The 24,158-nt window shown below is 67.7% G+C and carries 19 protein-coding genes; 15 read left to right on the top strand and 4 right to left on the bottom strand.

Annotated elements, in window-relative coordinates:
• The first annotated feature begins 15 nt into the window (after positions 1 to 15).
• From QFZ42_RS06630 to QFZ42_RS06685, 12 genes are all read left to right on the top strand, one after another.
• Positions 16 to 1,296 carry a TRAP transporter large permease subunit gene (locus tag QFZ42_RS06630; protein ID WP_307700198.1) on the top strand — a complete coding sequence of 427 codons (1,281 nt, stop codon included), beginning with the start codon at positions 16 to 18 and terminating at the stop codon, positions 1,294 to 1,296.
• A gap of 49 nt (positions 1,297 to 1,345) precedes the next feature.
• Positions 1,346 to 2,356, top strand: a complete 1,011-nt coding sequence (locus QFZ42_RS06635; RefSeq protein ID WP_307700199.1) for a TRAP transporter substrate-binding protein — start codon at positions 1,346 to 1,348, stop codon at positions 2,354 to 2,356.
• A gap of 26 nt (positions 2,357 to 2,382) precedes the next feature.
• Entirely contained in the window at positions 2,383 to 3,216 is an 834-nt protein-coding gene (locus tag QFZ42_RS06640) for a shikimate dehydrogenase family protein (protein WP_307704182.1), read from the top strand.
• A 97-nt stretch (positions 3,217 to 3,313) separates the two neighbouring features.
• A complete protein-coding gene (gene pcaB / locus QFZ42_RS06645; RefSeq protein ID WP_307700200.1) occupies positions 3,314 to 4,525 on the top strand; it encodes a 3-carboxy-cis,cis-muconate cycloisomerase in 1,212 nt (403 codons plus the stop codon).
• Positions 4,522 to 4,947 carry a carboxymuconolactone decarboxylase family protein gene (locus tag QFZ42_RS06650; RefSeq protein WP_307700201.1) on the top strand — a complete coding sequence of 142 codons (426 nt, stop codon included), beginning with the start codon at positions 4,522 to 4,524 and terminating at the stop codon, positions 4,945 to 4,947. The genes pcaB and QFZ42_RS06650 overlap by 4 nt, the downstream gene beginning before the upstream one ends.
• Positions 4,944 to 6,164 (top strand): Bcr/CflA family efflux MFS transporter, encoded by a 1,221-nt coding sequence (locus QFZ42_RS06655; protein WP_307700202.1) that lies wholly within the window; start codon positions 4,944 to 4,946, stop codon positions 6,162 to 6,164. Before QFZ42_RS06650 ends, QFZ42_RS06655 begins: the two co-directional genes overlap by 4 nt.
• Positions 6,161 to 6,925, top strand: coding sequence for an alpha/beta fold hydrolase (locus QFZ42_RS06660; protein WP_307700203.1), 765 nt, complete (start codon positions 6,161 to 6,163; stop codon positions 6,923 to 6,925). Before QFZ42_RS06655 ends, QFZ42_RS06660 begins: the two co-directional genes overlap by 4 nt.
• Positions 6,926 to 7,067: 142 nt before the next feature.
• On the top strand, positions 7,068 to 8,960 hold the full coding sequence (locus QFZ42_RS06665) for a bifunctional sugar phosphate isomerase/epimerase/4-hydroxyphenylpyruvate dioxygenase family protein (RefSeq protein WP_307700204.1): 1,893 nt from the start codon (positions 7,068 to 7,070) through the stop codon (positions 8,958 to 8,960).
• A gap of 31 nt (positions 8,961 to 8,991) precedes the next feature.
• A complete protein-coding gene (locus QFZ42_RS06670) occupies positions 8,992 to 10,401 on the top strand; it encodes an MFS transporter (protein WP_307700205.1) in 1,410 nt (469 codons plus the stop codon).
• A gap of 38 nt (positions 10,402 to 10,439) precedes the next feature.
• Complete coding sequence (locus QFZ42_RS06675; RefSeq protein WP_307700206.1) at positions 10,440 to 11,123, top strand: DsbA family oxidoreductase; 684 nt, start codon at positions 10,440 to 10,442, stop codon at positions 11,121 to 11,123.
• Positions 11,124 to 11,238: 115 nt separating this feature from the next.
• Positions 11,239 to 12,804, top strand: a complete 1,566-nt coding sequence (locus QFZ42_RS06680) for a DUF1800 domain-containing protein (RefSeq protein ID WP_373423312.1) — start codon at positions 11,239 to 11,241, stop codon at positions 12,802 to 12,804.
• 57 nt (positions 12,805 to 12,861) lie between these two features.
• Positions 12,862 to 14,073, top strand: coding sequence for a DUF1501 domain-containing protein (locus tag QFZ42_RS06685; protein ID WP_307700207.1), 1,212 nt, complete (start codon positions 12,862 to 12,864; stop codon positions 14,071 to 14,073).
• A gap of 43 nt (positions 14,074 to 14,116) precedes the next feature.
• Here QFZ42_RS06685 and QFZ42_RS06690 read toward each other — a convergent pair whose 3' ends face one another.
• Genes QFZ42_RS06690 through QFZ42_RS06700 form a run of 3 tightly spaced genes read right to left on the bottom strand, consistent with a single transcriptional unit; the run spans position 14,117 to position 18,040 of the window.
• Positions 14,117 to 15,583 (bottom strand): MFS transporter, encoded by a 1,467-nt coding sequence (locus tag QFZ42_RS06690; protein ID WP_307700208.1) that lies wholly within the window; start codon positions 15,581 to 15,583, stop codon positions 14,117 to 14,119.
• Positions 15,576 to 16,544, bottom strand: a complete 969-nt coding sequence (locus QFZ42_RS06695) for a tripartite tricarboxylate transporter substrate-binding protein (RefSeq protein WP_307700209.1) — start codon at positions 16,542 to 16,544, stop codon at positions 15,576 to 15,578. Before QFZ42_RS06695 ends, QFZ42_RS06690 begins: the two co-directional genes overlap by 8 nt.
• 44 nt (positions 16,545 to 16,588) lie before the next feature.
• Positions 16,589 to 18,040, bottom strand: coding sequence for an amidase (locus QFZ42_RS06700; protein WP_307700210.1), 1,452 nt, complete (start codon positions 18,038 to 18,040; stop codon positions 16,589 to 16,591).
• Between the two features lie 69 nt (positions 18,041 to 18,109).
• Between QFZ42_RS06700 and QFZ42_RS06705 the strand changes: the two genes are divergently transcribed.
• On the top strand, positions 18,110 to 19,009 hold the full coding sequence (locus QFZ42_RS06705) for a LysR family transcriptional regulator (RefSeq protein WP_307700211.1): 900 nt from the start codon (positions 18,110 to 18,112) through the stop codon (positions 19,007 to 19,009).
• Between the two features lie 65 nt (positions 19,010 to 19,074).
• On the opposite strand, the gene QFZ42_RS06710 is transcribed toward QFZ42_RS06705, so the two are convergent.
• The gene (locus QFZ42_RS06710) at positions 19,075 to 21,219 is read right to left on the bottom strand and encodes a glycoside hydrolase family 3 N-terminal domain-containing protein (protein ID WP_307700212.1); all 2,145 of its coding nucleotides are present in this window, start codon (positions 21,217 to 21,219) and stop codon (positions 19,075 to 19,077) included.
• Positions 21,220 to 21,350: 131 nt separating this feature from the next.
• Here QFZ42_RS06710 and QFZ42_RS06715 point away from each other — a divergent pair, with 131 nt between their 5' ends.
• Together QFZ42_RS06715 and QFZ42_RS06720 are read left to right on the top strand one after the other, a co-directional pair.
• Positions 21,351 to 22,646, top strand: a complete 1,296-nt coding sequence (locus QFZ42_RS06715; RefSeq protein ID WP_307700213.1) for a glucoamylase family protein — start codon at positions 21,351 to 21,353, stop codon at positions 22,644 to 22,646.
• Complete coding sequence (locus QFZ42_RS06720) at positions 22,643 to 24,052, top strand: glycoside hydrolase family 15 protein (RefSeq protein WP_307700214.1); 1,410 nt, start codon at positions 22,643 to 22,645, stop codon at positions 24,050 to 24,052. The genes QFZ42_RS06715 and QFZ42_RS06720 overlap by 4 nt, the downstream gene beginning before the upstream one ends.
• The last annotated feature ends 106 nt before the right edge of the window (positions 24,053 to 24,158 follow it).

Raw genomic sequence — 24,158 nt, forward strand, 5'->3', positions numbered from 1 at the left:
AAGCCTGAACCCGCCATGACCGTATTCATCTTCCTCGGCTCGTTGCTCGCCGCAATGGCGCTGGGCATACCGATCGCCTATTCGCTGCTGCTTTCGGGCGTGGCGCTGATGTACCACCTCGACCTGTTCGACGCGCAGATTCTTGCGCAGAACGTGGTGAACGGCGCCGACAGTTTTCCGCTGCTGGCCGTGCCCTTCTTCATGCTCGCCGGCGAGATCATGAATGTCGGCGGCCTTTCCAAGCGGATCGTCAATCTGGCGCTGACGCTCGTCGGCCATCGCCGCGGAGGGCTGGGCTTCGTGGCCATCGTGGCGGCCTGCCTGCTGGCCGCGCTCTCGGGTTCGGCCGTTGCGGACACCGCCGCGCTGGCCGCATTGCTGCTGCCGATGATGGTGCGCGCAGGGCACGACAAGGCGCGCGCCGCGGGCCTCATCGCTTCGGCCGGCATCATCGCGCCAGTCATTCCGCCCTCGATCGGCTTCGTGATCTTCGGCGTTGCCGCCAACGTGTCGATCAGCAAGCTGTTTCTTGCGGGCATCGTGCCCGGCCTCATGCTGGGGATCGGCATCGCCGTTGCATGGTGGTGGGTCGCCAAGCGCGAGAACGTCCAGCCGCCGCCCAAGGCCACGGGCGCCGAACGTGCGAAGGCCTTCAAGGAGTCGCTGTGGGCGCTGTTCCTTCCAGTGATCGTGCTGGTCGGCCTGAAGATGGGCGTATTCACGCCGACCGAAGCGGCCGTGGTGGCGGCGGTCTACGCGCTGTTCGTCGCAATGGTGGTCTACCGCGAGATGAATTTCGCGCAGCTCTATCAAGTCTTCGTGAGCGCGGCCAAGACAACGTCCGTGATCATGTTCCTGGTGGCGGCAGCCATGGTTTCCGCCTGGCTCATCACCGTGGCCGACCTGCCGAGCAAGCTGGTCAGCCTGCTCGAGCCCTTCATGGGCAACCAGACCTTGCTGCTGATTGCCATCATGCTGCTCGTGATGGCCGTCGGCACGGCCATGGACATGACGCCGACCATCCTGATTCTCACGCCGGTGTTGATGCCGGTGGTCAAGGCCGCGGGCATCGATCCGGTGTACTTCGGCGTGCTGTTCATCATCAACAACGCCATCGGCCTCATCACCCCGCCGGTGGGCACCGTGCTCAACGTCGTGGCGGGCGTCGGCAAGATGAAGATGGACGAGGTGACCCGCGGCGTGCTGCCGTTCATGACGGCGCAGTTCATCGTGATGTTCCTGCTTGTATTTTTTCCCTCGCTCGTGCTGGTGCCCATGCGCTGGTTTGCCAACTGACGCCGAGCCCGCGTTCCTTTTCTCGACCTGAAACCCTAGGAGACACTCCATGAAGAAGACCCTCACCCGCGCCCTCTGCCTGGGCATTGCCATGCTGCTCCCCGTGGCCGCTGCCGTCGCGCAAGACATCAAGGAGCGTTCGATCAAGTTCGCGTTCCAGAACCAGGGCGACCATCCCCAGGCGTTGGGCGCAAAAAAGTTCGGCGACCTCGTTGCGCAGAAGTCGGGCAACAAGATGCAGGTCAAGCTGTTCCCGGGCGGCACGCTCGGCGGCGACGTGCAGACCGTTTCGGCCATTCAGGGCGGCACCATCGAGATGACCGTTCTCAACGCCGGCATTCTTTCCAACCAGATCAAGGCCTTCGCGGTCTTCGACTTTCCCTTCCTGTTCGCCAACCCGCAGGAAGCCGATGCGGTGACCGACGGGCCGTTCGGCAAGAAGCTGTTTTCGGAACTGCCGGCCAAGAATCTCGTCGGCCTCGGCTACTGGGACCTGGGCTTTCGCAACGTGACCAACAGCAAGCGCCCGATCAACAAGGTGGAAGACCTGGCGGGCCTGAAGATCCGCGTGATCCAGTCGCCGATCTACATCGATCTGTTCACCGCCCTGGGCGCCAATGCCACCCCGATGCCGTTCCCCGAGCTCTATCCGGCGCTCGAGCAGAAGGCGGTCGACGGCCAGGAAAATCCGAACACGGTCATCCGCACCTCGAAGTTCGCCGAAGTGCAAAAGCATCTTGCGCTGACGCAGCACGTCTACAACCCGCAGGCGCTGATCGTCGGCAAGAAGCTCTGGGATTCGCTCAGCGAAGCCGAAAAGAAAATCATGACCGAAGCGGCCGACGAAGCCACCAAGTACGAGCGCGAGGTGTCGCGCGGACAGGCGCAAGCCGCGCTCGCCGACCTCAAGAAGGCCGGGATGCAGGTGACCGAGTTCAGCCCGGCCGAAATGCAGCGCCTTCGCGACAAGGTCAAGCCTGTGGTGGAAAAGCACAGCGCCCTGGTCGGCGAAGCCGTGGTGAAAGACCTGTACGCCGAAATCGCGAAGGTCCGCAAGTAAATCCAAGAAGGCGAATGAAGGACAGCATGATCACCGGCAAGACCACCCTCGTCGCGCACCTGGGCTTTCCCACCGAGAGCTTCAAGGCGCCGATGATCTACAACCCCTGGTTCGACAAGCAGGGCATCGATGCGGTCGTGGTGCCGATGGGCGTCAAGCCCGAGGACTATCCGGCGGCATTCGCGGCGCTGTTCCGGCTCACCAACATCCGGGGTGCGCTGGTGACCATGCCGCACAAGATCACGACCATGGCGCTGGTCGACGAGGTCACGCCGACCGCGAAGATCGCCGGCGCCTGCAACGCGGTGCTCAAGCGCGCCGACGGCACACTGGTGGGCGACCAGTTCGACGGCGCCGGCTTCGTGCGCGGCGTTCTGCGCAAGGGCCGCGCGCTCGAGGGCACGCGCGTGCTGGTTTCGGGAAGCGGCGGTGTCGGCTCGGCCATTGCGGCTTCGCTGGCGGCCGCGGGCGTCGCGCAGATTGCGCTCTTCGACGCCCACACGCCGTCGGCCGATGCGCTCGCCGGACGGTTGCGCGCGCACTATCCGGCGCTCGCCGTGTCCACGGGCTCGAACGATCCGGCCGGCTTCGACGTGGTCGTCAATGCCACGCCGCTGGGCATGAAGGAGGACGACCCGCTGCCTTTCGACGTGGACCGCATCGCGCCGTCGACCTTCGTCGGCGAGGTGGTCATGAAGTCCGAGTACACACCGCTGCTGCGCGCCGCACTGGACAAGGGCTGCGCGGTGCAGGTGGGCACCGACATGCTGTTTGAAATGATTCCCGCGTATCTTGAGTTCTTCGGTTTCGGCACCGCCACGGCCGACGAGTTGCGCGCCGAGGCGAAGATCAGCTACTGAGTGGCCGCCACCGCACGCCCGCGGCGCGACGCCGGAGGCGGGCGCGGTGTAATGCCGTTTCGCCCACTCGATTTTTTTGACGCAGGAGGCGTTCACCATGAGTATTTTTGAAGGCTTTCTTTCCACCTCCGAGACGCTTTCAGCCTTCAGCGACCGCAATTTCGTCGATGCCATGCTGCGCTTCGAGGCGGCGCTCACGCGCGCCCAGGCCGCACTCGGGCTGGTGCCCGAATCGGCCGCCCATTCGATTGTCGGCAGCTGCAAGGTCGAACTGTTCGACGTGGCCAAGATCGTGCGCGACAGCGGCCGCGCGGGCAGCGTCGCGATTCCGCTCGTCAAGGCACTGAAAGAGGCCGTGGGCCTGTTCAACCCCGAGGCCGTGCCCTTCGTGCATTTCGGCAGCACCAGCCAGGATGTGATCGACACGGCCATGGCGCTGGTCACGCGTGAAGGCATCGCGCTGATCGAAGCCGATGTCGACCGCGCTATCGAGGCGCTGCTGCAGCACGCCACGCAGCATGCGGCCACGCCGATTCTTGCGCGCACGCTGATGCAGCCGGCGTCGGTCACGAGCTTCGGCCTCAAGTGCGCAGGCTGGGCCGCGCCGCTGGTGCGCAGCCGCGAGCGCCTGCGAACGGCCGCGCGCCACGCGCTGAACGTGCAGCTCGGCGGCGCGGTCGGCACGCTCTCGCAGATGAAGGGGCAGGGCCCGGCCGTCGTGCAGCGCGTGGTGGACGAACTCGGCCTGGGCAATGCCGGAGCCACCTGGCACACGCAGCGCGACGAATGGGTGGCGCTCGGCTGCGAGCTGGGCCTGCTCGTGGGCAGCCTGGGCAAGATCGCGCGCGACATTTCGCTCATGGGCCAGTACGAAGTCGGCGAGGTGGCCGAACCCACCGAACCGGGCCGCGGCAGTTCTTCGGCGATGCCGCACAAGCGCAACCCCGTGGCGGCCATGGTTGCGCTGGCCGCGGCGCAGCGTGCGCCCCAGCGCGTGGCTGCGCTGCTGGCCGCGATGCCGCAGGAGCACGAGCGTGCGCTCGGTGGCTGGCAGGCCGAGCTGGCCGAGTGGCCGCAGCTGCTGATGTCCGCGCACGGCAGCGTGCGCGCATTGGCCGGCGCGCTGCCGGGCCTGCAGATCGACGCGGCACGCATGCGTGCCAACATCGACACGCTGCGTGCGGAATTGCCGCGCGAGGCCGCCGACGAATGGTTCGACCCCGCCCTGGCCGAGCTCGCCGGCGAGACCGCGCTGCGCCAGGTGGCGGCCTTGCGCGCCCAACTGACTGCGAAAGAAAAATCCCGATGACCGATGCAAGCACACCTCCCGCCGGCGACTACGAAGCGGGCCTCGTCAACCGGCGCCGCGTGCTCGGCGACGCGTGGGTCGACAAGTCGCTGGCCAACCGCAACGAGTTCAATGCCGAATTCCAGGAACTGATCACGCGCCACGCCTGGAACGACATCTGGGGCCGGCCTGCGCTCGGCGACAAGACGCGGCGCTACATGGTGCTGTCGATGATGCTGGGCATTCACGCCTACGAAGAATTCGCGATGCACGTGCGCGCGGCGCTCGACGGCCCGCCCGAATCGCGCCTGACGCCCGAGGACATCAAGGAAGTCATCATGATGGCGGCCATCTATTGCGGCGTGCCGGTGGCCAACCACGCATTCGGCATTGCCACCGGCATCCTGCGCGAGAAGGGCCTGCTGGCAGCGGCCCCGAAGTGACCGGGCCGAGCCGTACCCGCAAGGGCCGCTTCGAGCTCGGCTTCACCTTGCTGCTGCCGCTGCTCCTGGCGGCGCAGCCCGTGGCCACCGACAGCTACCTGCCGGCGCTGCCCGCCATCGCGAAGGAACTGGGTTCGGCCAGCACCAGCCTCACGCTGTTCGTGCTGGCCTTCGGCTTTGCGCAATTGCTGTGCGGCCCGCTCGCCGACCGTTTCGGCCGCCGGCCGGTGCTGCTGGCCGGGCTCGGGTGCTACGTCGTTGCCGCATCAGGCGGTGCGTTCGCCGGCAGCGTGGCAGTGCTCGCGGGCTGGCGCACGCTGCAGGGATTTTCGATGGCCGCCATCCTGGTGTGCGCGCGTGCCGCGGTGCGCGACCTGTACCCCGCGCACGAGGGGCCGCATGTCATGGCGCGCGGACTCACGGGCCTGGGCGTGGTCGGGCTGCTGGCGCCGCTCGTGGGCGCATGGCTGGTGCAGGGGGCCGGCTGGCGCTGGGTGATGGCGTCGATGGCGCTCTATGCGTTGGTGCTTCTTGCGCTCTGCTGGCGTTCGTTCGGCGAAACGCGGCGGCCGCTGGCGGGCGACGTGTCGGCGCCGCGCGGCAGCGCCCGTGCCGTGTTCGCGAGCCGCAGCTTTCGGGCCTGGGCCTCGGTGGCCGCAACCACCTACGGCGGCCTGTTCTGCTTCCTGCTGCTGTCGCCGATGGTCTACATCGGCTACCTGGGCTGGTCGCCCGCGATGTACGGCTGGATTCCGGCCGGCGGCTCGCTGGTCTACATCTTCAGCACCACCCTGTGCCGGCGGCTGCTGCGCAAGCGCGGGCCGGTGCGCACCGTGCAGCTCGGCGCCGTGCTGAGCATTGCCGGCGCAACGATCCAGGCGCTGGGCTGCTGGCTGGCGCCGCACAGCGCCGTGCCGCTGCTCGCGGGCCACGCGGTCTATTGCCTCGGCCACGGCATTCACCAGCCCTGCGGACAGGCCGGTGCGGTGGGCGACCTGCCGCACCTGGCGGGGCGGGCCGTCTCGTGGTCGGGGTTCGGCATGATGATGGTCGCATTCAGCGTCGGCCAGATTGCGGCACAGTTCGTCGACACCGGTTTCTCGAACGGTGCCTGGCCGATGGTCGTGCCGATGCTGCTCGCGGGCTGCGTGCTGCTGGCCATCGCATTCTTCTGGCTGCCGCGCCTGTCTCCACACCCGATAAAGGAATCACCATGACCCGTTTGAACATCGTCCGCGAAGGCAGCGGCCCCTTCGTCGTGCTGAGCCATGCGCTCGGCTGCGACCTGCACATGTGGGACGGTGTGGCCGAGCAGCTTGCGCGCGGCCATACCGTGATCCGCTACGACCACCGCAACCACGGCAGCTCGGAGGTGGTGCCGGGCGCGCTGCGCGTCGAGACGCTGGCACAAGACGTCGCGGAACTCATCCAGCGCGAGGCGGGCGGAGAGCCGGTGCACTTCGTCGGCCTCTCGATGGGCGGCATGACCGCGCAAGCGCTCGCGGTTCGGCACCCTGAACTGCTGCGCAGCGTGGTGATCGCGAATTCGTCGGCGCACTATTCCGACCCATCGCCCTGGCGCGCGCGCGTCGAAACGGTGGCCGGCAAGGGCGTCGCGGCGATCGCGCCGGGCGCCGTTTCCCGCTGGCTGACGCCCGGCTATGTCACGACCGGGGAAGGCAAGGCCGCCGCCCAGGCGTTGAACGAGGTGCTGGTGCGCACCGACCCGCAGGGCTATATCGAAAGCTGCAACGCCGTGGCCGCCATCGACTTTCGCGAGAGCAACCGCCGCATCGCGGTGCCCACGCTGGTCATCGCAGGGCTGCAGGACGAAGCCACGCCGCTGGTCATGTCCGAAGCCATGGTGGCTGCCATTCCCGGTGCGCGCCTGGCCACCATCGACGCGGCCCACCTCAGCGCGGTGGAGCGGCCGGTCGAATTCGCCCAACTGCTGATCGATTACTGGCGCAGTCTCTGAAAAATCGGCTCGCGCTCGGTGCGGGTTGGCCTAGGTCTAACCCCTATTTCGCGCGAAGAATGCACGTAGGCGTGCGATTATCGAACGGTGGAGGGGCGTAAAGCATTGTGGGCGGCGCGTGGTGTTTCTACAGTCGGCTCCCATGCACCGCTCCATTGCCACCGTCTCTCTCAGCGGCACGCTGCGCCAGAAGCTCGAAGCCGTTTCGGCTGCGGGCTTCGACGGCATCGAGCTGTTCGAGAGCGACTTCGTCAACTTCAAGGGCAGCGCCGCCGAGCTGCGCCGCATCGCGTCGGACCTCGGCCTCTCGATCGACCTGTACCAGCCGTTCCGCGATTTCGAGGCCATGCCCGAGGCGCAGTTCCGGCGCAGCCTGGAGCGCGCCGAGCGCAAGTTCGACCTGATGGAAGCCATGGGCGCGCCGCTGATGCTGTGCTGCTCCAATACCTCCGCGCTGGCCATCGACGACCCGTCGCTTGCCGCGGCCCAATTGCACGAGTTGGCGGAGCGCGCCGCCCGCCGCGAGCTGCGCGTGGGTTTCGAGGCACTGGCCTGGGGCCGCTTCACGTCGCTCTACGGCCAGGCCTGGAACATCGTGCGCGAGGCGGATCACCCGAACCTCGGGTTGATTCTCGACAGCTTCCACACGCTGTCGCTGAAGGACGATCCCACGGGCATCGCCGCCATTCCGGGCGACAAGATCTTCTTCTTGCAGATGGCCGACGCGCCGCTGCTTTCGATGGACGTGCTGCAGTGGGCCCGCCACCACCGCTCGTTCCCGGGGCAGGGCGATCTGGACGTGATCGGCTTCTTCGAGCAGGTGCTGCGCGCGGGCTACACCGGGCCGCTGTCGCTCGAAATCTTCAACGACGTCTTCCGCGAGACGCCGAATCGGCGCACCGCCGTGGACGCAATGCGCTCGCTGCTGTACCTCGAAAGCGAAGCCCACCGGCGGCTCGCATCGGCGGCCGATGCGCCCGCGCGGACGCCGTGCATCGAACTGTTCACCCCGCCGCCCGTACCGGCCCTTTCGGGCCTGTCGTTCATCGAGTTCGCGGCCGATGAAACTTCCGCCAAGACGCTCGGCACGCTGCTGGGACAGCTCGGTTTCCGCCGCGTCGGCCGGCACCGTTCCAAGGCCGTGGTGCTGTACCGCCAAGGCGAGATCAACCTGATCGTCAACGCGCAGCCCGACTCGTTCGCACGCAGCCGCTTCGATGCGCACGGCACCTCGGTCTGCGCGCTGGGTGTGCGCTGCGCCGATCCGCTGGCGGCCGTGGAACGTGCCACCGGCATGCGCTCGCAGCGCCACGACAGCCCGGTCGGGCCGAACGAATTGCGCGTGCCCGCCATCGTCGCGCCGGGCGGCAATCTCGTTCACTTCGTGTCCGAAGCACTGGGCGCCAACGGCCTGTACGAGGCCGACTTCATTCTCGAAGAAGACACGGCAGCGCACGTCGGCGATGCGGGCCTGACGCAGATCGACCACGTGGCGCTTGGCTTGGCGGTGGACCAGCTCGATACCTGGGTGCTGTTTTCGCGCGCGGTGCTGGGGCTGGAGCCGGGCGAGAGCCTGGAGCTGGCCGACCCGTTCGGCCTGATCCGCAGCCGCGGCGTGGCCGATGCCGCGCGCAGCGTGCGGCTGGTGCTCAACGTGTCGCTGAGCCAGCGCACCCGCACCGCGCGCACGCTGAGCGTGACCGGTGGCGGCGCGGTGCACCACATCGCACTGCGCTGCAACGATATCTTCGAGAGCGTGGAGCGGCTGCGCGCCGCCGGCACGCGCTTCGTGCCCATTTCGGACAACTACTACGACGACCTGGCGACCCGCATCGACCTCGACCCGGCGCTCGTTGCACGCATGCGCGCGGCAGGCGTGCTGTTCGACCGCTCTCCGGCGGGCGACTACCTGCACATCTACACCGAGAGCATCGAAGGCGGTCTCTTCTTCGAACTGGCACAACGCACCGCAGGCTACGACGCCTACGGTGCCCTCAACGCACCCGCGCGCATGGCATCGCAGGCGCAGGAATAAGCAATTTTTTCGTCAACCCTGGAGACAAACCATGGCAACCATCACGGCCCACGAGCCGAAAGGCAAGCACCAGTCGAAGAAGGCCACCGCAAGCGGCTGGATCGGCTCGGCGCTGGAGTACTACGACTTCTTCATCTACGCCACCGCCGCGGCGCTGATCTTTCCGCAGATCTTCTTTCCGAAGGGCGATCCGCAGATCGCGATCATCGCGTCGCTTGCGACGTACGGCGTGGGTTATGTCGCACGGCCGATCGGCGCCGTGTTGCTGGGCCACTGGGGTGACACGCACGGCCGCAAGACCGTGCTGATCCTCTGCATGTTCCTGATGGGCTTTTCCACCATTGCCGTCGGCCTGCTGCCGACCTATGACCAGGTCGGCCTGTGGGCACCCGCGCTGCTGGTGGTGCTGCGCCTGATCCAGGGCTTCGCGGTGGCCGGCGAGATTTCCGGCGCGAGTTCGATGATCCTGGAGCACGCGCCGTTCGGGCGCCGCGGCTTCTTCGCGAGCTTCACGCTGCAGGGCGTGCAGGCCGGGCAGATCATGGCGGCCGCTGTGTTCCTGCCGCTCGCGCACTACATGGACAAGGACGCCTTCAATGCCTGGGGCTGGCGCATTCCGTTCCTGCTGAGCTTCATCGTCATTGTGGCCGGCTACATCATCCGCAAGGAAGTGGAGGAGACGCCCGCCTTCGCCGAAGTCGAGAAGAGTGCAGCGGTGCCGAAGGCGCCGGTGATCCAGGCCGTGACCGAGAGCTGGCGCGACATGCTGAGGGTGCTGCTGTGCTCCCTGATGAACGTGATTCCGGTGGTCGCGACCATCTTCGGTGCCGCCTATGCGGTGCAGCCGGGCTACGGCATCAACTTCGAGAAAGACATCTACCTCTGGATTCCGGTGATGGGCAACATCCTGGCCGTGATCGTGATCCCGTTCGTGGGCAACCTGTCGGACAAGGTCGGCCGCCGCCTGCCGATCATCGTCGGCGCCCTCGGTTCGGGCCTGCTGTCGTTCGGCTACCTGTACGCGATCAGCATACACAACGTGCCGCTGGCCATCGTGATGTCGCTGCTGATGTGGGGCGTGGTCTACCAGGGCTACAACGCCGTGTTCCCGAGCTTCTATCCGGAGATGTTCCCCACGCGCACCCGCGTCTCGGGCATGGCCATTTCGCAAAACATCGGCACCGCGATCACCGCGTTGCTGCCGGCGCTGTTCGTGGCGGTCGCGCCTCCCGGCGCCGCCAACATCCCGCTGGTGGTCGGTGCCATCACGCTGGCGATCTGTGCCATTGCCGCTGTCTCGGCGTGGACCGCGCGCGAAACCTACCGCGTGCACATGAACGACCTGGGCAAGCCCGAAGCGGTGCCGGTGGACAAGCCCGAGTACGACCGCCTGCGCGAGCAGACGCTGGTGGACGCACGCCTGGCCAAGGCAGCCGCCTGAAGACCTTGCGCGCGCCAAGGGCGTCGGCGCCATGAAGAATGGCGCCCATGACCTCTCACCTGAAGATCGATTTCGTTTCCGATGTCTCCTGCCCCTGGTGCGCCGTCGGCTTGAGTTCCCTCGAGGCGGCGCTCCGGCGTGTGGCGCCGGACGTTACGGCGGAGCTGCATTTCCAGCCCTTCGAGCTGAATCCGCAAATGCCGCCCGAGGGCCAGGACACCTTCGAGCACCTGAACCAGAAGTACGGCTCCACGCGCGAGCAGCAAGCGCAGTCGCGCGAGATGATCCGCCAACGCGGGGCCGAGGTGGGTTTCGATTTCAGCCCCGAAGGCCGCCCGCGCGTCTACAACACCTTCAACGCCCACCGCTTGCTGCACTGGGCCGAACTCGAAAGCCCCGCCAAACAGGCGGGACTCAAGAAGCTGCTGCTGAAGGCCTACTTCACCGACCGGCAGAACCCGTCGGATCCTGACGTGCTGGTTCGCGCGGCCACCGAGGCCGGGCTCGATGCGGCGCGCGCCCGAGAGATCCTGACGAGCGACGAGTTCGCCGCCGAGACCCGCGAGCGCGAACGCATGTACATCGATGCAGGCATCCACTCGGTGCCCGCGATCATCATCAACGACCAGCACCTGATTTCCGGCGGCCAGCCGGTCGAGGTGTTCGAGCGGGCGCTGAAGCAGATTGCGGGTGCGGAGCCGAGTGCGGTCGCAAGCGCCTGAGTCGACCCGCGGTTTCGGCCTGATGCGAAGCTGACCGCCAGCTTTACCTGACGGGCGGCGTTGAACGGTCAACCGGGCCTGCCTTGCGCGGGTTGATCGGTTCATGATGAGTCCCATGCTGCATCTTGGCCGTCTTTGCATGGTGTCGGCCGCCATGGCGTTGGCGGCCTGCACAACCGGGTCGCCTCGGACGGACCCACCTCCGCTGACGGCGCTGAACCGTGTGGCCGACAACCCGGCCACGCAGTTGCAGTGGCTCGACCGCGTGACCTGGGGGGCGAACGCCAGCAGCCAGGCCGAACTGTCCCGCACCGGCCTCGCGCGCTGGATGGGCGACCAGCTCAAGCCGCAACCGTTGCCATTGCCGCCCGCGGCCCAGGCGCAGATCGACGCGATGACCCTCTCGCGTACGCCGCTCGATCAGCTCGTCATCGGCCTCGAGGCCCAGCGCAAGGCCGCCGATGCGCTGCCCGACGAAGAGCAGAAGAAGGCCGCGCGGCAGGCCTACCAGCAGCAACTCAATGGGCTGGTCCGCGAGGCCCAGCAGCGCTTCGTTCTGCGCGCGCTCTATTCGCCGAACCAGCTGCAGGAGCAGATGACCTGGTTCTGGATGAACCACTTCAATGTCAATCTGCGCAAGGGCAACATCCGCGCGCTGGTCGGCGACTATGAAGAGAACGCCGTCCGGCCGCATGCGCTCGGCAAGTTCCGCGACCTGCTCGGCGCCACGCTGCATCACCCCGCGATGCTGCGCTACCTGGACAACGCGCAGAACGCAGCCAACCGCATCAACGAGAACTACGCGCGCGAGCTGATGGAACTGCACACGCTGGGCGTGGGCGGCGGCTATTCGCAGGCCGACGTGCAGGAGCTGGCGCGCGTGCTGACCGGCGTGGGCGTGAGCCTGCAGCCCGCCGATGCGCCGCCGCCGAACGTCCGGCCGGCGGTGCGTGCCGGCTACGTGCGCCAGGGCTTGTTCGAGTTCAACCCGAACCGCCACGACTACGGCCCCAAGACACTGCTGGGCCAGCCGATCCTGGCGCGCGGCCTGGCCGAAGCCGACGAGGCGCTCGACCGCCTGGCGCGTGCGCCGGCCACCGCGCACTTCATCTCGCGCAAGCTTGCGGTGTACTTCGTGGCGGACGAGCCGCCGCCGGCGCTGGTCGACCGCATGGCCGCCGCTTTCACGCGCAGCGATGGCGATATCGCGGTCACGCTGAAGGCGCTGTTCGAATCGCCGGAGTTCGCGGCTTCGCTGGGCCGCAAGTTTCGCGACCCGGTGCACTATGTGATGGCCGGCGTGCGGCTGGCGTATGACGACCGGGTGGCACTCAACGTGACCCCGATGCTGAACTGGATCAACCGCATGGGCGAGACGCTGTATGGCCATGAGACGCCCGACGGCTACCCGCTCAACGAGGCGGCGTGGGCCAGTGCGGGGCAGATGAACACGCGCTTCGAAATCGCGCGGGCCATCGGGGCGAATGGTGCGGTGCTGTTCCGCACCGACGACAAGGCGCCGCTCGAGAAGCCTTCATTCCCGCAACTGGCCGAATCGCGCGCGGTCCTTGCGATGCAGGGCGGCCTGAGTGCAGAAACACGCGAAGCGCTCGCAGGGGCGAAGAACCCGCAGGAATGGAACACCTTCCTGCTGGCTTCGCCCGAGTTGATGCGCCGGTGATGGGTTTTCTCTTTCCCGGGAAGGGGAAGGGGCAAGGCACAGGAAAGGACACACGTCATGCAACGTCGAGAACTGTTCAAGCTCATGGCCGCCGCCCCGTTCGCGGGCGCCGCCGGCCAGCTGATGGCCGCGCCCGCCGCCGAAGGCGCCAAGCTGCTGGTCGTGTTCCTGCGCGGTGCCTACGACTGCACCAGCCTTCTGGTGCCGACCGCCAGCGATTTCTACTACGCCTCGCGGCCCAACATCGCCATCGCGCGGCCGGGCGAGCCCAACGGTGCGCTGCCGCTCGACAGCAACTGGGGCCTGCACCCCGCGCTCGCGCAAAGCGTGATGCCGCTGTTCCAGCGGAAGCAGGCGTCGTTCATCGCCTTTGCGGGCACCGACGACCTCACGCGCAGCCACTTCGAAACGCAGGACTCCATCGAGCTCGGCCAGGCGCTCGGCAGGCAGCGCGACTACCGCTCGGGTTTCCTCAACCGGCTGGCTGGCGTGCTCGGCGCGGGGCCGGTGGCCGACGTGTCGCCCATCGCTTTCACGGATCAGCTGCCCATTGCGCTGCGCGGCGATGCCAAGGCCGCGAACATGGCGCTCGCGGGCGCGGCGCGGGCAGGTATCGACGCGCGGCAGAGCCAGGTCATCACCGCCATGTACCGCAACACTCCGCTGGCGCAGCCGGTGGCCGAGGGCTTTCAGGTGCGCGACGAGGTGATGCGCGCGGTGCAGGCCGAGATGGATGCAGCCAGCCGCAATGCCATGAGCGCCAAGGGCTTCGAGCTCGTCGCACGCCGCATGGCATTGCTCATGCGGGAGCGCTTCGACCTCGGCTTTGTCGACGTCGGTGGTTGGGACACGCACGTGGGGCAGGGCGGCGCCAGAGGCTACCTCGCCAACCGCTTCGAGGAACTGGGCCGCGGCGTCGCCGGCTTCGCCCAGGAAATGGGCGATGAGGCCTGGCGCCAGACCGTGGTGGTCGTCATCAGCGAGTTCGGCCGCACCTTCCGCGAGAACGGAAACCGCGGCACCGACCATGGCCACGGCACTGTCTACTGGGTGCTCGGCGGCGGCCTCTCGGCACAGGCCGGCGGGCGCGTCGTGGGCGAGCAGCAGGCGCTGTCGCAGGCCACGCTGTTCCAGAACCGCGACTACCCGGTGCTCAATGAATACCGGGCGGTGTTCGGCGGGCTGTTCAGGCGGATGTACGGGTTGTCGCCGGCACAGCTCGAGCGGGTGTTCGACGGGGTGGCGCCGAAGGAACTGCAGCTGGTCTGATGCTTCCTGGCGTGGCTTGGCCCCGTGGCTTTCCGGTTCGGAATCAAGGCGATCGCGAAGCGCCCATGACAGAAGCCGCCGCGCGCTGGCGCCTTGCAATCAGAACCGCACCCGCAAGGCAAAGGCAGGCGAGCATGGCAAAAGCGGCTCTTGCACCCTGGGTGAACGCGGCGACATCGGCGCCCGAGAGGCCCGAGCCGCCGTTCCTGAGAATCAAGAGCTGCGCGCTGTAGGGCAGGCCGGCCATCGCCACGCTCAGCATGAGGGCGGTTCCGATCATGATCCCCGTGTTCTGCAGCGTCGAGCGCACGCCGTTCGCAATACCCCGGCGCTGGGGCACCACGCTTTGCAGGATCGACACGTTGTTCGGCGTCACGAAGCTCCCGATGCCCAGGCCCAGCATCCATAGGCAGGCGGCCAGTTGCCCGGCGCCGATGGCCGGCCGCAGCATGGCTGCCAGCAGCGCCAGTGCGCTCGCGGCGAGCAGCAGGCCCGCCACGCAGATGGCTTCGGGCGTGAAGCGCCGCATCAGGCTGCCGGCCGTTGGCGCGGCCATCAACATCCCCAGCGCGACCGGCGCAATGCGCATGCCTGCCTCGGACGGTGCCAGGCCCGCGCAGGCCTGGAGATACAGGGCCACGAGCAGCAGGGGCGCAGCCTGCGACATCGACAGCAAAAGGATGCCCGCATAGGCGGTGCGACGCCCCGGGTCCCTGAACAGCGCCGGGTCGACCAGGGGGCTCGCCACGCGCTGCTGCACCCGGGCGAACACGAGGATGGCGCAAAGACCGGCGAGCATGAAGGTCCACACCGGCGTGCTCGCCCAGCCGTGCGCGGCCGCCAGCGTGAGCGCATAGCTCACGCCCCCGATCCCGGCGAGCGACAGCAAGGCGCCGGCCAGGTCGAAGCGCTCGGCCTTGCCGGCCGCCGCGCTCTTCGGCAGCACCCGCCACGACAAGGCCAGCACGCACAGCCCGACCGGCACGTTCAGCATGAAGAGAGCGCGCCAGCCCCACCACGACACGACGAAGCCGCCGGCCAGCGGCCCCGCGACCTGCGCCAGGGCGGCCACCATGGCGAGCACACCGAGTGCGAGGCCTACCCTCTGGCGGCCGAACGCATCGCCCACCAACGCGCTGGCGTTGGCCATGACGCCAGCCGCACCCACGGCCTGGCAGACGCGAAAGACCAGCAGCGCGCCGGTGCTTGTCGCGGCGGCGCAGGCCGCGCACGCGATCACGAAAAGGCCCAACCCCGCGAGAAAGAGCGGCCGCCGCCCCCACAAATCGGCCAGTCTTCCGAAGCTGAGGATGCAGACGGTGCTGACCAGCATGTAGGACAGCAGGATCCAGCTCGCCTGGGCGGGCGAGGCATGCAGGCTGCGCGCCACCGAGGGCAGTGCCACGTTGAGCGCGCTGAGGTTCAGGAAGCACAGGAGCGCACCCAGGCTTGCAACGACGAGCACCGCCCATGCGGCTCTTTCCTCGTCTTCCGTCACCGCTTCATTCATCGCTCTTGAAGCCCGAAGCCTTGACGATGGGGCGCCAGTACGCGCGGTCTTCGTTCATGGCACGGGTCACTTCGGCGCCGGGCAGCCCCGTCGCCTCGAGCCCCATGCGCTCGAGCTGGCCGCGCACCTGCGGGCTGCGCATCGCGGCCAGGAAGGCCGCCTCGAGCTTTGCGACCACCTCCTTCGGCGTGCCCGCCGGCACGAAGGCGGCATAGGACGCATTGGCGCGGTCGAAGGCGTCGTAGCCGGACTCCTTGAGGGTCGGAACATCGGGCAGCCAGCTCAGCCGCTTCGTCCCCGCGACGCCCAGGATGCGCAGCTTGCCCGAGCGGTGCAGCTCCAGCTGGCTGGCCAGCGCGTCGGCGCCGAGTGGCACGTGGTCGCCGATGATGTCCGTCGCCAGCGGCGCGCCGCCTCGGTAGGTGACGGCCGCGAGCGGCACGCCGATGGACTTCGACAGCTGCCACAGGCTGAAGTGCAGGCCGCCGCCGAGGTTGGTGATGCCCACGCTGGCTTGGGCGGGGTTCTTCTTGACCCACGCGACGTATTCGGGAAGCGTCTTGTACGGCTGGTTCGCGCCAGTGGAAACGACACTGGGCACGTTGGCCAGATGCGCGAGGGGAATGAAGTCCTTGTCGACGTCGTAGTTCAGCCGCGCGTAGGTCATCGGAAACAGCACGAAGGGCGGTGTGGCGCCGATGAGGATCGTGTGGCCATCGGGCCGCGCGGTCTTCACCGCCTCGATGGAAATGCGCGTGGACGCACCGGGGCGGCTCTCCACCAGAACGGGCGCCTTGAGCGAGCCGCGTAGTTCCTCCGCGATGGAGCGCGACAGGTTGTCGAGCGCGCCACCCGGTGGAACACCGATGATGAGGCGCACGGGCGCGTCGTCGGCGTGCGCGCCGGCACCGGCCAGGGCGATCGACGCGCCGAGCACGAGTGTCTTCAGGAACATGGTCATGGTGGCTACCTGCTGGTTGAAAAATTGGAAGAAAAAAGAAAGCTTCAGAAGGCCAGCACAGGCAGCGGATTCGCCGGCCGGTGAGCGGCTTCGAGCGACGCGGCGGCCTGCAGCAGTTGCGCGTCTTCGCGAAAGCGGCCGACCAGCTGCATGCCGATGGGCAGACCATCGCGGTCTGCGCCGCAGGGCAGGCTGATCGCGGGGTGTCCGGTCAGGTTGAACGGCATCGTCCAGGGGAACCAGTTCGCGCGCACCTCGGCATAGGCCGTGCCGTCGATCTCGATGCTGCCGAACAGGTCCTGGTCGATGGGGAGGGCCGTACGCGACAGCGTGGGCGTGAAGATGAAATCGTGCGTCTCCAGCCGCGCCTGCACGTCGCGAAACAACGCAGTCCGCGCGAACATGGCTTGCTGGAATGCGACGCCGTCCACATGCTCGGCCAGCGCCAACTGCTGCAGCAGCGACGGACTCATCCGGTCGCCGTGCGCCTCGGCCATGGGGGCGAAGCGGCCGCGCCAGCTCGTGTGGTTGATCACGCGCCACACAGGCTCGACGTCGAAGCCTTCGCCGGACATCGGCACCAGCTCGGCGCCCATCGATTGCAGGGTTGCGAGAGCGGCCTCGAAGGCGGATGCGACGTCCGCGGCAATCGGCCGACCCGCGGGCGCCGCACAGAAAAGAATGCGCTTGCCGCAAAGATCGCCGCCCGCCTGCAGATCGTCGAAGTAGCGCTGGGCCGGCACGCCCAGCGACCACGGGTCCGACCCGTGCGCGCCTGTCATGGCTTGCAGCATCAGTGCCGTGTCGGCCACGTTGCGCGTGGTGGGCGTCACGTAGGTGTAGTTGCCGAACGCGTCCTGCACCTGGCTGTGGGGCACCACGCCCAGGCTTTGCTTCAAGCCGACCACGCCGTTGCACGCGGCCGGAATGCGCGTCGAGCCGCCGCCGTCGGTGGCAATCGCGAGCGGTGCGATGCCCGCCGCCATCGACGCCGCCGCGCCGCCGCTGGAGCCGCCGCTGGTGCGCGACGCATTCCACGCGTTGCGGGTGCTGCCGAACAGCGGCGCATCGGTCAGGCACTTGGCGCCGAATTCGGACGAGGTCGTCTTGCCGATGAGGATGGCGCCGGCGTCGCGCATTCGCGCCACGGCCACCGCGTCTTTCGCGGGCACATGATCGCGGTGCAGCAGCGAGCCGTAGGTGGTCCGCACGTTCGCCGTGTCGACGATGTCCTTCACCGTGAAGGGCAGGCCATGCAGCAGGCCCGAAGCCTCGCCGCGCATGAGCGCCTGTTCGGCTTCCCGGGCCTGCTGCAGCGCCTGCTCATGGCACAGCGTGATGAAGCAGTTCAGGTGCGGCTGCAGCGCATCGGCGCGGCGCAGCACCGCTTCGACGATCTCCACCGGCGAGAGCTCGCGCTGCGCGACCAGCCTGCGCATGGTTGTTGCAGGCATCTCGCAGATCTCGGACTTCGGAAGGACGGGAAATTCTTTCATGCGCAAATGATTGATGCGCCGCCACATGGCGTCCAATACTGTTTTCTTGAAAAGGCATATGCACAGCGTATGGCTACACCAGACCTTCGAACCCTTCGCTATTTCGTGGCCGTTGCCGAGGAGCGCAGCGTCGGCAAGGCCGCGCGCCGGCTCAACATGGCGCAGCCGCCGCTGTCGGTGCACATCAAGAACCTCGAGGCGGCCCTGGGCACGCCGCTCTTTCGAAGGGCGCCGCACGGCATGGAAATTACCGATGCGGGCAATGCGCTGTTCCGGCGCGCGAAAGAGGCATTGCTGCTCGCCAACGAAGGCTTCGACGCGGCCCGCGCCGTCGGCTCGGGCCGCCGGGGCCGGCTCACCATCGGCACGATGGTCGTGCTGTCCTACCTGGTGCTGCCTCGGCTGGAAAACGAATTGCGGCGCAGGTTGCCGGAGGTGGAAATCCAGTATGCGGAGCTGAACGCCGTCAACAACATTGCGGCCCTCACCAACGCCGACGTGTCGGTGGCGATCTGCATTCCTCCCATTGCGCAGGCGGGCATTTCGGCCGAGCGCATCGGCAGCCAGCCCTTGATGCTCGCGGTGCGCACCGACTCACCGCTGGCGCGCCTGGCCAGCATTCCGCTGGCGCGGCTCTCGGGCCTGCCGCTCATCGGGTTGCCCGTGCCCGAGGGCGACGTCGACAAATCGGTCATCGCCTCGCTGCTGCGGCGGCACGACGTCAGCATGCCGATCGCGCAGCGGGTCGAGACGATGATGTCGGCACTGGCGCTGGTGCTGGCGGGGAAGGGCGTGGCGATATTGCCCGCCTGCGCGCAGATCGGTCGGCCGCCGGGCGTGGTGTTCAGGCCGTTGCGCAATGTCGATGCGCGGATGGAGATTGCGGCTTGCTGGCGCAGCGATTGGGACAGTCCGTTGATCGAGCCGTTTCTGGCTTGTGCGCGGGCGTCGCTGGAAGAGCCGATGTAGATGAACGGCCTGTCTGCCTTCGGATCTGGACTTTCGCCGACATCGTCGACGACATCCGCAAGGTTTCAGTACAACTCGATGGTCTGGCGCAGCAAGCCTGATTGCTCGGCACTTGGCCCGACGAGGATCTCGACTTCGCCCGCCTGGAACAAGGGCTGCAGGTCCGGCCCCAGGTAGCGTAACTCGGCCGCCGGCAGCTCCAGATTCACCGAGCCGGCCTCACCAGGCATCAATCGCAGCTTCGCGCAGCCCTTGAGTTCCAGCAAGGGCCGGGTGACACGGCTCAGCTTGCCGCGAACGAACAGGAACACGGTCTCCTCAGCCTCGCGCACGCCGACGTTGCGCAGTTTGACGCTGACCTTCAGCGTGTCCTGCTCGCACACGCGCTGCGGCTGGACCTGAAGCTCGTCGTAGATGAACCGGCCGTAAGTCAAGCCGTGGCCGAAGGCATACAGCGGCGTATTTTCGACGTCCTGGTACTTGCTCGTGAAGTAGTCGGCCGGATTGATCGGCCGGCCGGTGGGACGCTCGCCGAAGTGGATCGGCACCTGCCCGACGGCGCGCGGCCAGCTCATCGGCGTGCGGCCGCTTGGCGTTGCCCGGCCCGTGACCACGTCGGCAATCGCATGGCCGGCTTCGATGCCGAGGAACCATGCAGCCAGCAGCGCATCGGCGTGTTCGGCCAGCCAGGGAACGACGAGCGGGCGGCCCGAGAACAGGACGACGACGACAGGAATGCCGAGCGCGTGTGCACGTGCCATCACCGCTTCGGCCAGAACCTGTTGGCGGCCGGGGAGCGCGGGCGTGGCGCGGCTCGCCGCCTCGCCGCTCATCGTGGCACGCTCGCCCAGGCACAGCAGGACGGCGTCGGTGCCGTCGCACAGCAGGGCGGCAGCTTCGATGCCGCTGTCGTCGTCACTCTCGATGGCGACGCCCGGTGCATGGCGTATGTCGGTCTGCGGCAGCGCGGCGCGCAAGCCGGCAAGCACGCTGACGGCCGGCTCGTGTTCGCCGGCACCCCACCACGGGCCTTTCATCTCGGTGCTTGCGTCGGCCAGCGGGCCGATGACACACAGTGCCTTCGGTGCAGCAGGCAAGGGGAGGGTGTCCCGCTCGTTCTTGAGCATGACGATGGCCTTGCGCGCGGCGTCGCGCGACAGCGCGTGCCGCTCGGCGACAACCGTTGGGGGTTCCGGCGTCGCGCCGCGGCGGTAGGGGTCGTCGAACAGGCCGAGCTGCTCCTTGAGCCGCAACACGCGGCGCACGCTGGCGTCGATCTCTTCGATCGTCACCCGTCCCTGCTCGAGGGCGATCGGCAAACCCTTGCGATACGCGTCGGCCATCATGTCGATGTCGACGCCGGCCTTCAGCGCCAGTACCGCGGCATCGGCGAGATCGGCCGCGACGCCATGCTTGATCAATTCCGCGATCGCGTTGTAGTCGCTGACGATGACGCCGTCCCAGCCCATCTCGCCGCGCAGCCAGTCGCGCAGCAAGGGGATGTGCGCCGTCATCGGCACGCCGTTGAGATCGGTGAAGGCGGGCATCAGCGTGGCGACGCCGGCGCGGACCGCTGCTGCGAAGCCCGGCAGATGGACCTCGCGCAAGGTTCGCTCGGAGATGTCCACGGCGGCGTACTCCCGCCCCGCGTTGACTGCGCCGTAGGCGACGAAATGCTTCGCACAGGCGGCCAGCGATTCGGCCGAAGACAGGTCGGCCCCCTGGAAGCCGCGCACCTTGGCCTCTGCGATGCGTGCGTTCAGCCAGGGGTCTTCGCCGGGTCCCTCGGCGGTGCGGCCCCAGCGTGGATCGCGCGACACATCGAGCATCGGCGCGAAAGTCATCGCCAAGCCGTCGGCAGCGGCTTCGCGGGCGGCCTCGCGCGCCGTGCGCTCCCAGAGGTCTTCGTCGAAGGTGCCGGCTTCGGCAAGCGGAATCGGAAAGAGCGTGCGATGGCCATGAATGATGTCCAGGCCGATCAGCAGCGGAATGCCCAGCCGTGACTTCTCGACGGCCAGCCGCTGCATCTCGTGCGTGGGGCCGGCGCCGACCATGTTCAGCAGATTGCCGACAGTGCCGTCGATGATCGACTGCGTGGAGTCCCCCGCGAGCACCGGCCCGGTGACCGTGTAGCTGGAGGCAGTCATCGTCAGTTGACCCAGCTTTTCGGCTAGCGTCATCCGGGCCATGAGGGTATCGATGCGGCTCATCAGGGATTGCGAATAGAACCCAAGGGCCTTAATGATGGCATGCTGCGGGCGGAGAGCATCGGCCGCGTTGCGCTGCCGACAATTCGGTGAAACCAAACGTGTTACCGAGACGACAACGAAAGGAGCCCTTCGTGCTGAAGGATGACAGGAACCCGAGGGCACTTGCAGCCCTGCCCGATGAAGCCTTGCTCGACGCCGTGCAGCGGCAGACCTTCCGCTACTTCTGGGACGGTGCGGATGCCGTCAGCGGCCTGGCGCTCGACCGCCGCACGCTCGTGGCGGCCACGGGCCAAGACCTGGCCGACGAGAGGGTCGCGATCGGCGGCACGGGCTTCGGCATCATGGCCTTGATCGTCGCGGTGGAGCGCGGCTGGGTCACGCGCGACGCGGCGCTGGAGCGCCTGGGGCGCATGCGGGACGCCCTCATGCGCGCCAAGCGCTACCACGGCGCCTTCCCGCACTTCATGGACGGGGCGAGCGGCGCGACGATCCCGATGAGCCCGAAGGACGACGCCGGCGATCTGGTCGAGACCTCGTTCCTCTGCATGGGCCTGCTCTGCGCTCGCCAGTATTTCAGCGAGGACACGGCTGCGGCGCGCCGGTTGCGCGCCGACATCGACACGCTGTGGCACGAGGTCGAATGGAACTGGTTCACCCAGGGCGGGCGTGACGTGCTGTACTGGCACTGGAGCCCGAACCACGGCTGGGCGATGAACCATGAGGTGCACGGCTGGAACGAGTGCCTGATCACCTACTTCCTGGCGGCGGCCGCGCCGCGCCATGCGATCGATCCGAAGGTCTACCACCGCGGTTTCGCCTCCGGCCCGGACTTTCGCAACGGCCACTCGTACCAAGGCATCGAACTGCCGCTGGGCCCGCCGAACGCCGGCCCGCTGTTCTTTGCGCACTACTCGTTCTGCGGCCTCGATCCACGCGGCCTGAAGGATCGCTACGCCGACTACTGGGATCTCAACACCCGCCACGTGCGGATCAACCGCGCCCACTGCGTCGCCAATCCGCGGGGCTACCCGGGCTATGGGGAATCGTGCTGGGGCCTGACCGCGAGCGACGACCCCGATGGTTATCTCGCGCACGATCCGAACAACGACAACGGCACCATCTCGCCGACGGCCGCACTGGCCAGCCTGCCGTACGCGCCGGCCGAGGTGATGCGGGTGCTGCGGCATTTCCTCACCGCGCACGGCGAGCGGCTGTGGAGAGACTACGGCTTTGTCGATGCATTCTGCGAGCAGCGAGGCTGGTTCGCAGACACCTACCTTGCCATCGACCAGGGCCCGATCGTCGTGATGATGGAGAACCATCGGACGGGTCTTCTGTGGAAACTGTTCATGAGCGTGCCCGAAGTTCAGGCCGGGTTGCGCGCCCTGGACTTCAGCAGCCCGCATCTGGGGTCGCCTGCACCGTGACCTTCAGCGTGGCGAGCCAGCCGGATCCGGCGTTCGAGTCCTGGCTCGAAACGCAGCTGCGCCATTCGGCGACGGCGATGCTGTCCAGCATCTCGCCGGTGTCGGTCGTCAAGCACCGGCCGGGCTTCGGCCAGACCGTGCGGCCGATCGTCGGCGCCATCGTGGCCTCGCCGGTCCTCGCCGACTACAACCCGGACCCGGACTACTTCTTTCACTGGTTCCGCGATTCCGCCGTCGTCATCGATGCATTGCGCCTGCTCTACGCCGAAGGGCGCATCGGCGACGAAGCCCTGCAGCACCTGCGGGACTTCATCCGCTTCAGCCTGGACTTGAACCGGCTCGACGGCCGCGCGGCTGCCGCGGTGGAGGACCGCAGCGCGTGCGTGGCCCCCGAGCTCTTGCAGTACCTGCGCGAGGACCATGACCTTGCGACAGCTTTCGGCGACCTGGTGGCCGCCGAGACACGGGTGAACCCCGACGGCACGCTCGATGTCTGCCGATGGAATCGCCCGCAGCACGACGGTGCGCCGCTGCGCGCGCTGGCGCTGCTGCGCTGGTCGGCCGGCGGGCACCTCGACGCGGCGCTGCTGGCGGAAGCCTCCGAGCTGATCCGCTTCGATATCGATTTCACGCTGCGTCGCTGGCGCGAGCCGTCATACGACATCTGGGAGGAGGAGCTCGGCCACCACTACTACACGCTGCGCGTCTCGGCGGCCGCGCTGGCCGAAGGCGCGGCATGGCTGGATGGCTTGGGCGACGCGGCGCAGGCGCAGGCGCAGCGCTGCCGTGAGGAGTCGCGCGCGGTGCTGCGCCTGCTCGACGACTACTGGGTCGATGAACGAGACGAGCGGTCGGTCGATCGCGACGCCACGCGCGGCTATTACCGTTCACGTGCGCTGGCGGACGGCCAGCCCAGTCCGAAGGCGCTGGACATCGCGGTGATCCTGTCGGCGATCCACAGCCTCGGCGACGAAGCCGCGCATGGACCGGCCGATCTGCGCATGCAGGCTACGCTGGCGCGCCTGGACGCGCTGTTCGACGCGGCCTATCCCATCAACCACGGCCGCGACGCAGGCCGTGGCGCGGCGATGGGCCGGTATGCCGGCGACGTGTACTACTCAGGCGGCGCGTACTACTTCTCGACGCTCGGCGCCGCCGAGTTCTGTTTCCGCGCCGCGGCGGCGATGGGCGGCGATGCACGCCATTGGCTGGACTGCGGCGACGCCTATCTCGCCACCGTGCGCGCGTACACGCCGGCCGGCGGTGATCTGTCGGAACAGTTCGACCAGCGCAGCGGCGCGCAGACCTCGGCAAAACAACTGGCCTGGAGCCACGCCGCTTTCATTTCGTGTGTCTCGGCGCGCCACATCGCGGCCGGCGCTTGCCTGGCGCCGCGCGGGCGATGAGCGCGAGGCCCGGGAACCGCCTCGAGCCGGCTGCAAGGACCGGTTTCTTCCGCCAGGTCAGCGAGCTGCTCGGCGCCTTGCGCCTGTCCCCGGTCGCGACAACGCT

Source organism: Variovorax paradoxus (assembly GCF_030815855.1).
Lineage (GTDB): Bacteria > Pseudomonadota > Gammaproteobacteria > Burkholderiales > Burkholderiaceae_C > Variovorax > Variovorax paradoxus_M.

Bases quoted from the DNA above. Each gene is read 5' to 3' on its own strand.
- QFZ42_RS06690 (WP_307700208.1), bottom strand. From the start codon at position 15,583: ATGAATGAAGCGGTGACGGAAGACGAGGAAAGAGCCGCATGGGCGGTG.
- QFZ42_RS06695 (WP_307700209.1), bottom strand. From the start codon at position 16,544: ATGACCATGTTCCTGAAGACACTCGTGCTCGGCGCGTCGATCGCCCTG.
- QFZ42_RS06630 (WP_307700198.1), top strand. From the start codon at position 16: ATGACCGTATTCATCTTCCTCGGCTCGTTGCTCGCCGCAATGGCGCTG.
- pcaB (WP_307700200.1), top strand. From the start codon at position 3,314: ATGAGTATTTTTGAAGGCTTTCTTTCCACCTCCGAGACGCTTTCAGCC.
- QFZ42_RS06650 (WP_307700201.1), top strand. From the start codon at position 4,522: ATGACCGATGCAAGCACACCTCCCGCCGGCGACTACGAAGCGGGCCTC.
- QFZ42_RS06685 (WP_307700207.1), top strand. From the start codon at position 12,862: ATGCAACGTCGAGAACTGTTCAAGCTCATGGCCGCCGCCCCGTTCGCG.
- QFZ42_RS06640 (WP_307704182.1), top strand. From the start codon at position 2,383: ATGATCACCGGCAAGACCACCCTCGTCGCGCACCTGGGCTTTCCCACC.
- QFZ42_RS06660 (WP_307700203.1), top strand. From the start codon at position 6,161: ATGACCCGTTTGAACATCGTCCGCGAAGGCAGCGGCCCCTTCGTCGTG.
- QFZ42_RS06700 (WP_307700210.1), bottom strand. From the start codon at position 18,040: ATGAAAGAATTTCCCGTCCTTCCGAAGTCCGAGATCTGCGAGATGCCT.
- QFZ42_RS06705 (WP_307700211.1), top strand. From the start codon at position 18,110: ATGGCTACACCAGACCTTCGAACCCTTCGCTATTTCGTGGCCGTTGCC.
- QFZ42_RS06670 (WP_307700205.1), top strand. From the start codon at position 8,992: ATGGCAACCATCACGGCCCACGAGCCGAAAGGCAAGCACCAGTCGAAG.
- QFZ42_RS06675 (WP_307700206.1), top strand. From the start codon at position 10,440: ATGGCGCCCATGACCTCTCACCTGAAGATCGATTTCGTTTCCGATGTC.
- QFZ42_RS06680 (WP_373423312.1), top strand. From the start codon at position 11,239: ATGCTGCATCTTGGCCGTCTTTGCATGGTGTCGGCCGCCATGGCGTTG.
- QFZ42_RS06635 (WP_307700199.1), top strand. From the start codon at position 1,346: ATGAAGAAGACCCTCACCCGCGCCCTCTGCCTGGGCATTGCCATGCTG.
- QFZ42_RS06710 (WP_307700212.1), bottom strand. From the start codon at position 21,219: ATGAGCCGCATCGATACCCTCATGGCCCGGATGACGCTAGCCGAAAAG.
- QFZ42_RS06665 (WP_307700204.1), top strand. From the start codon at position 7,068: ATGCACCGCTCCATTGCCACCGTCTCTCTCAGCGGCACGCTGCGCCAG.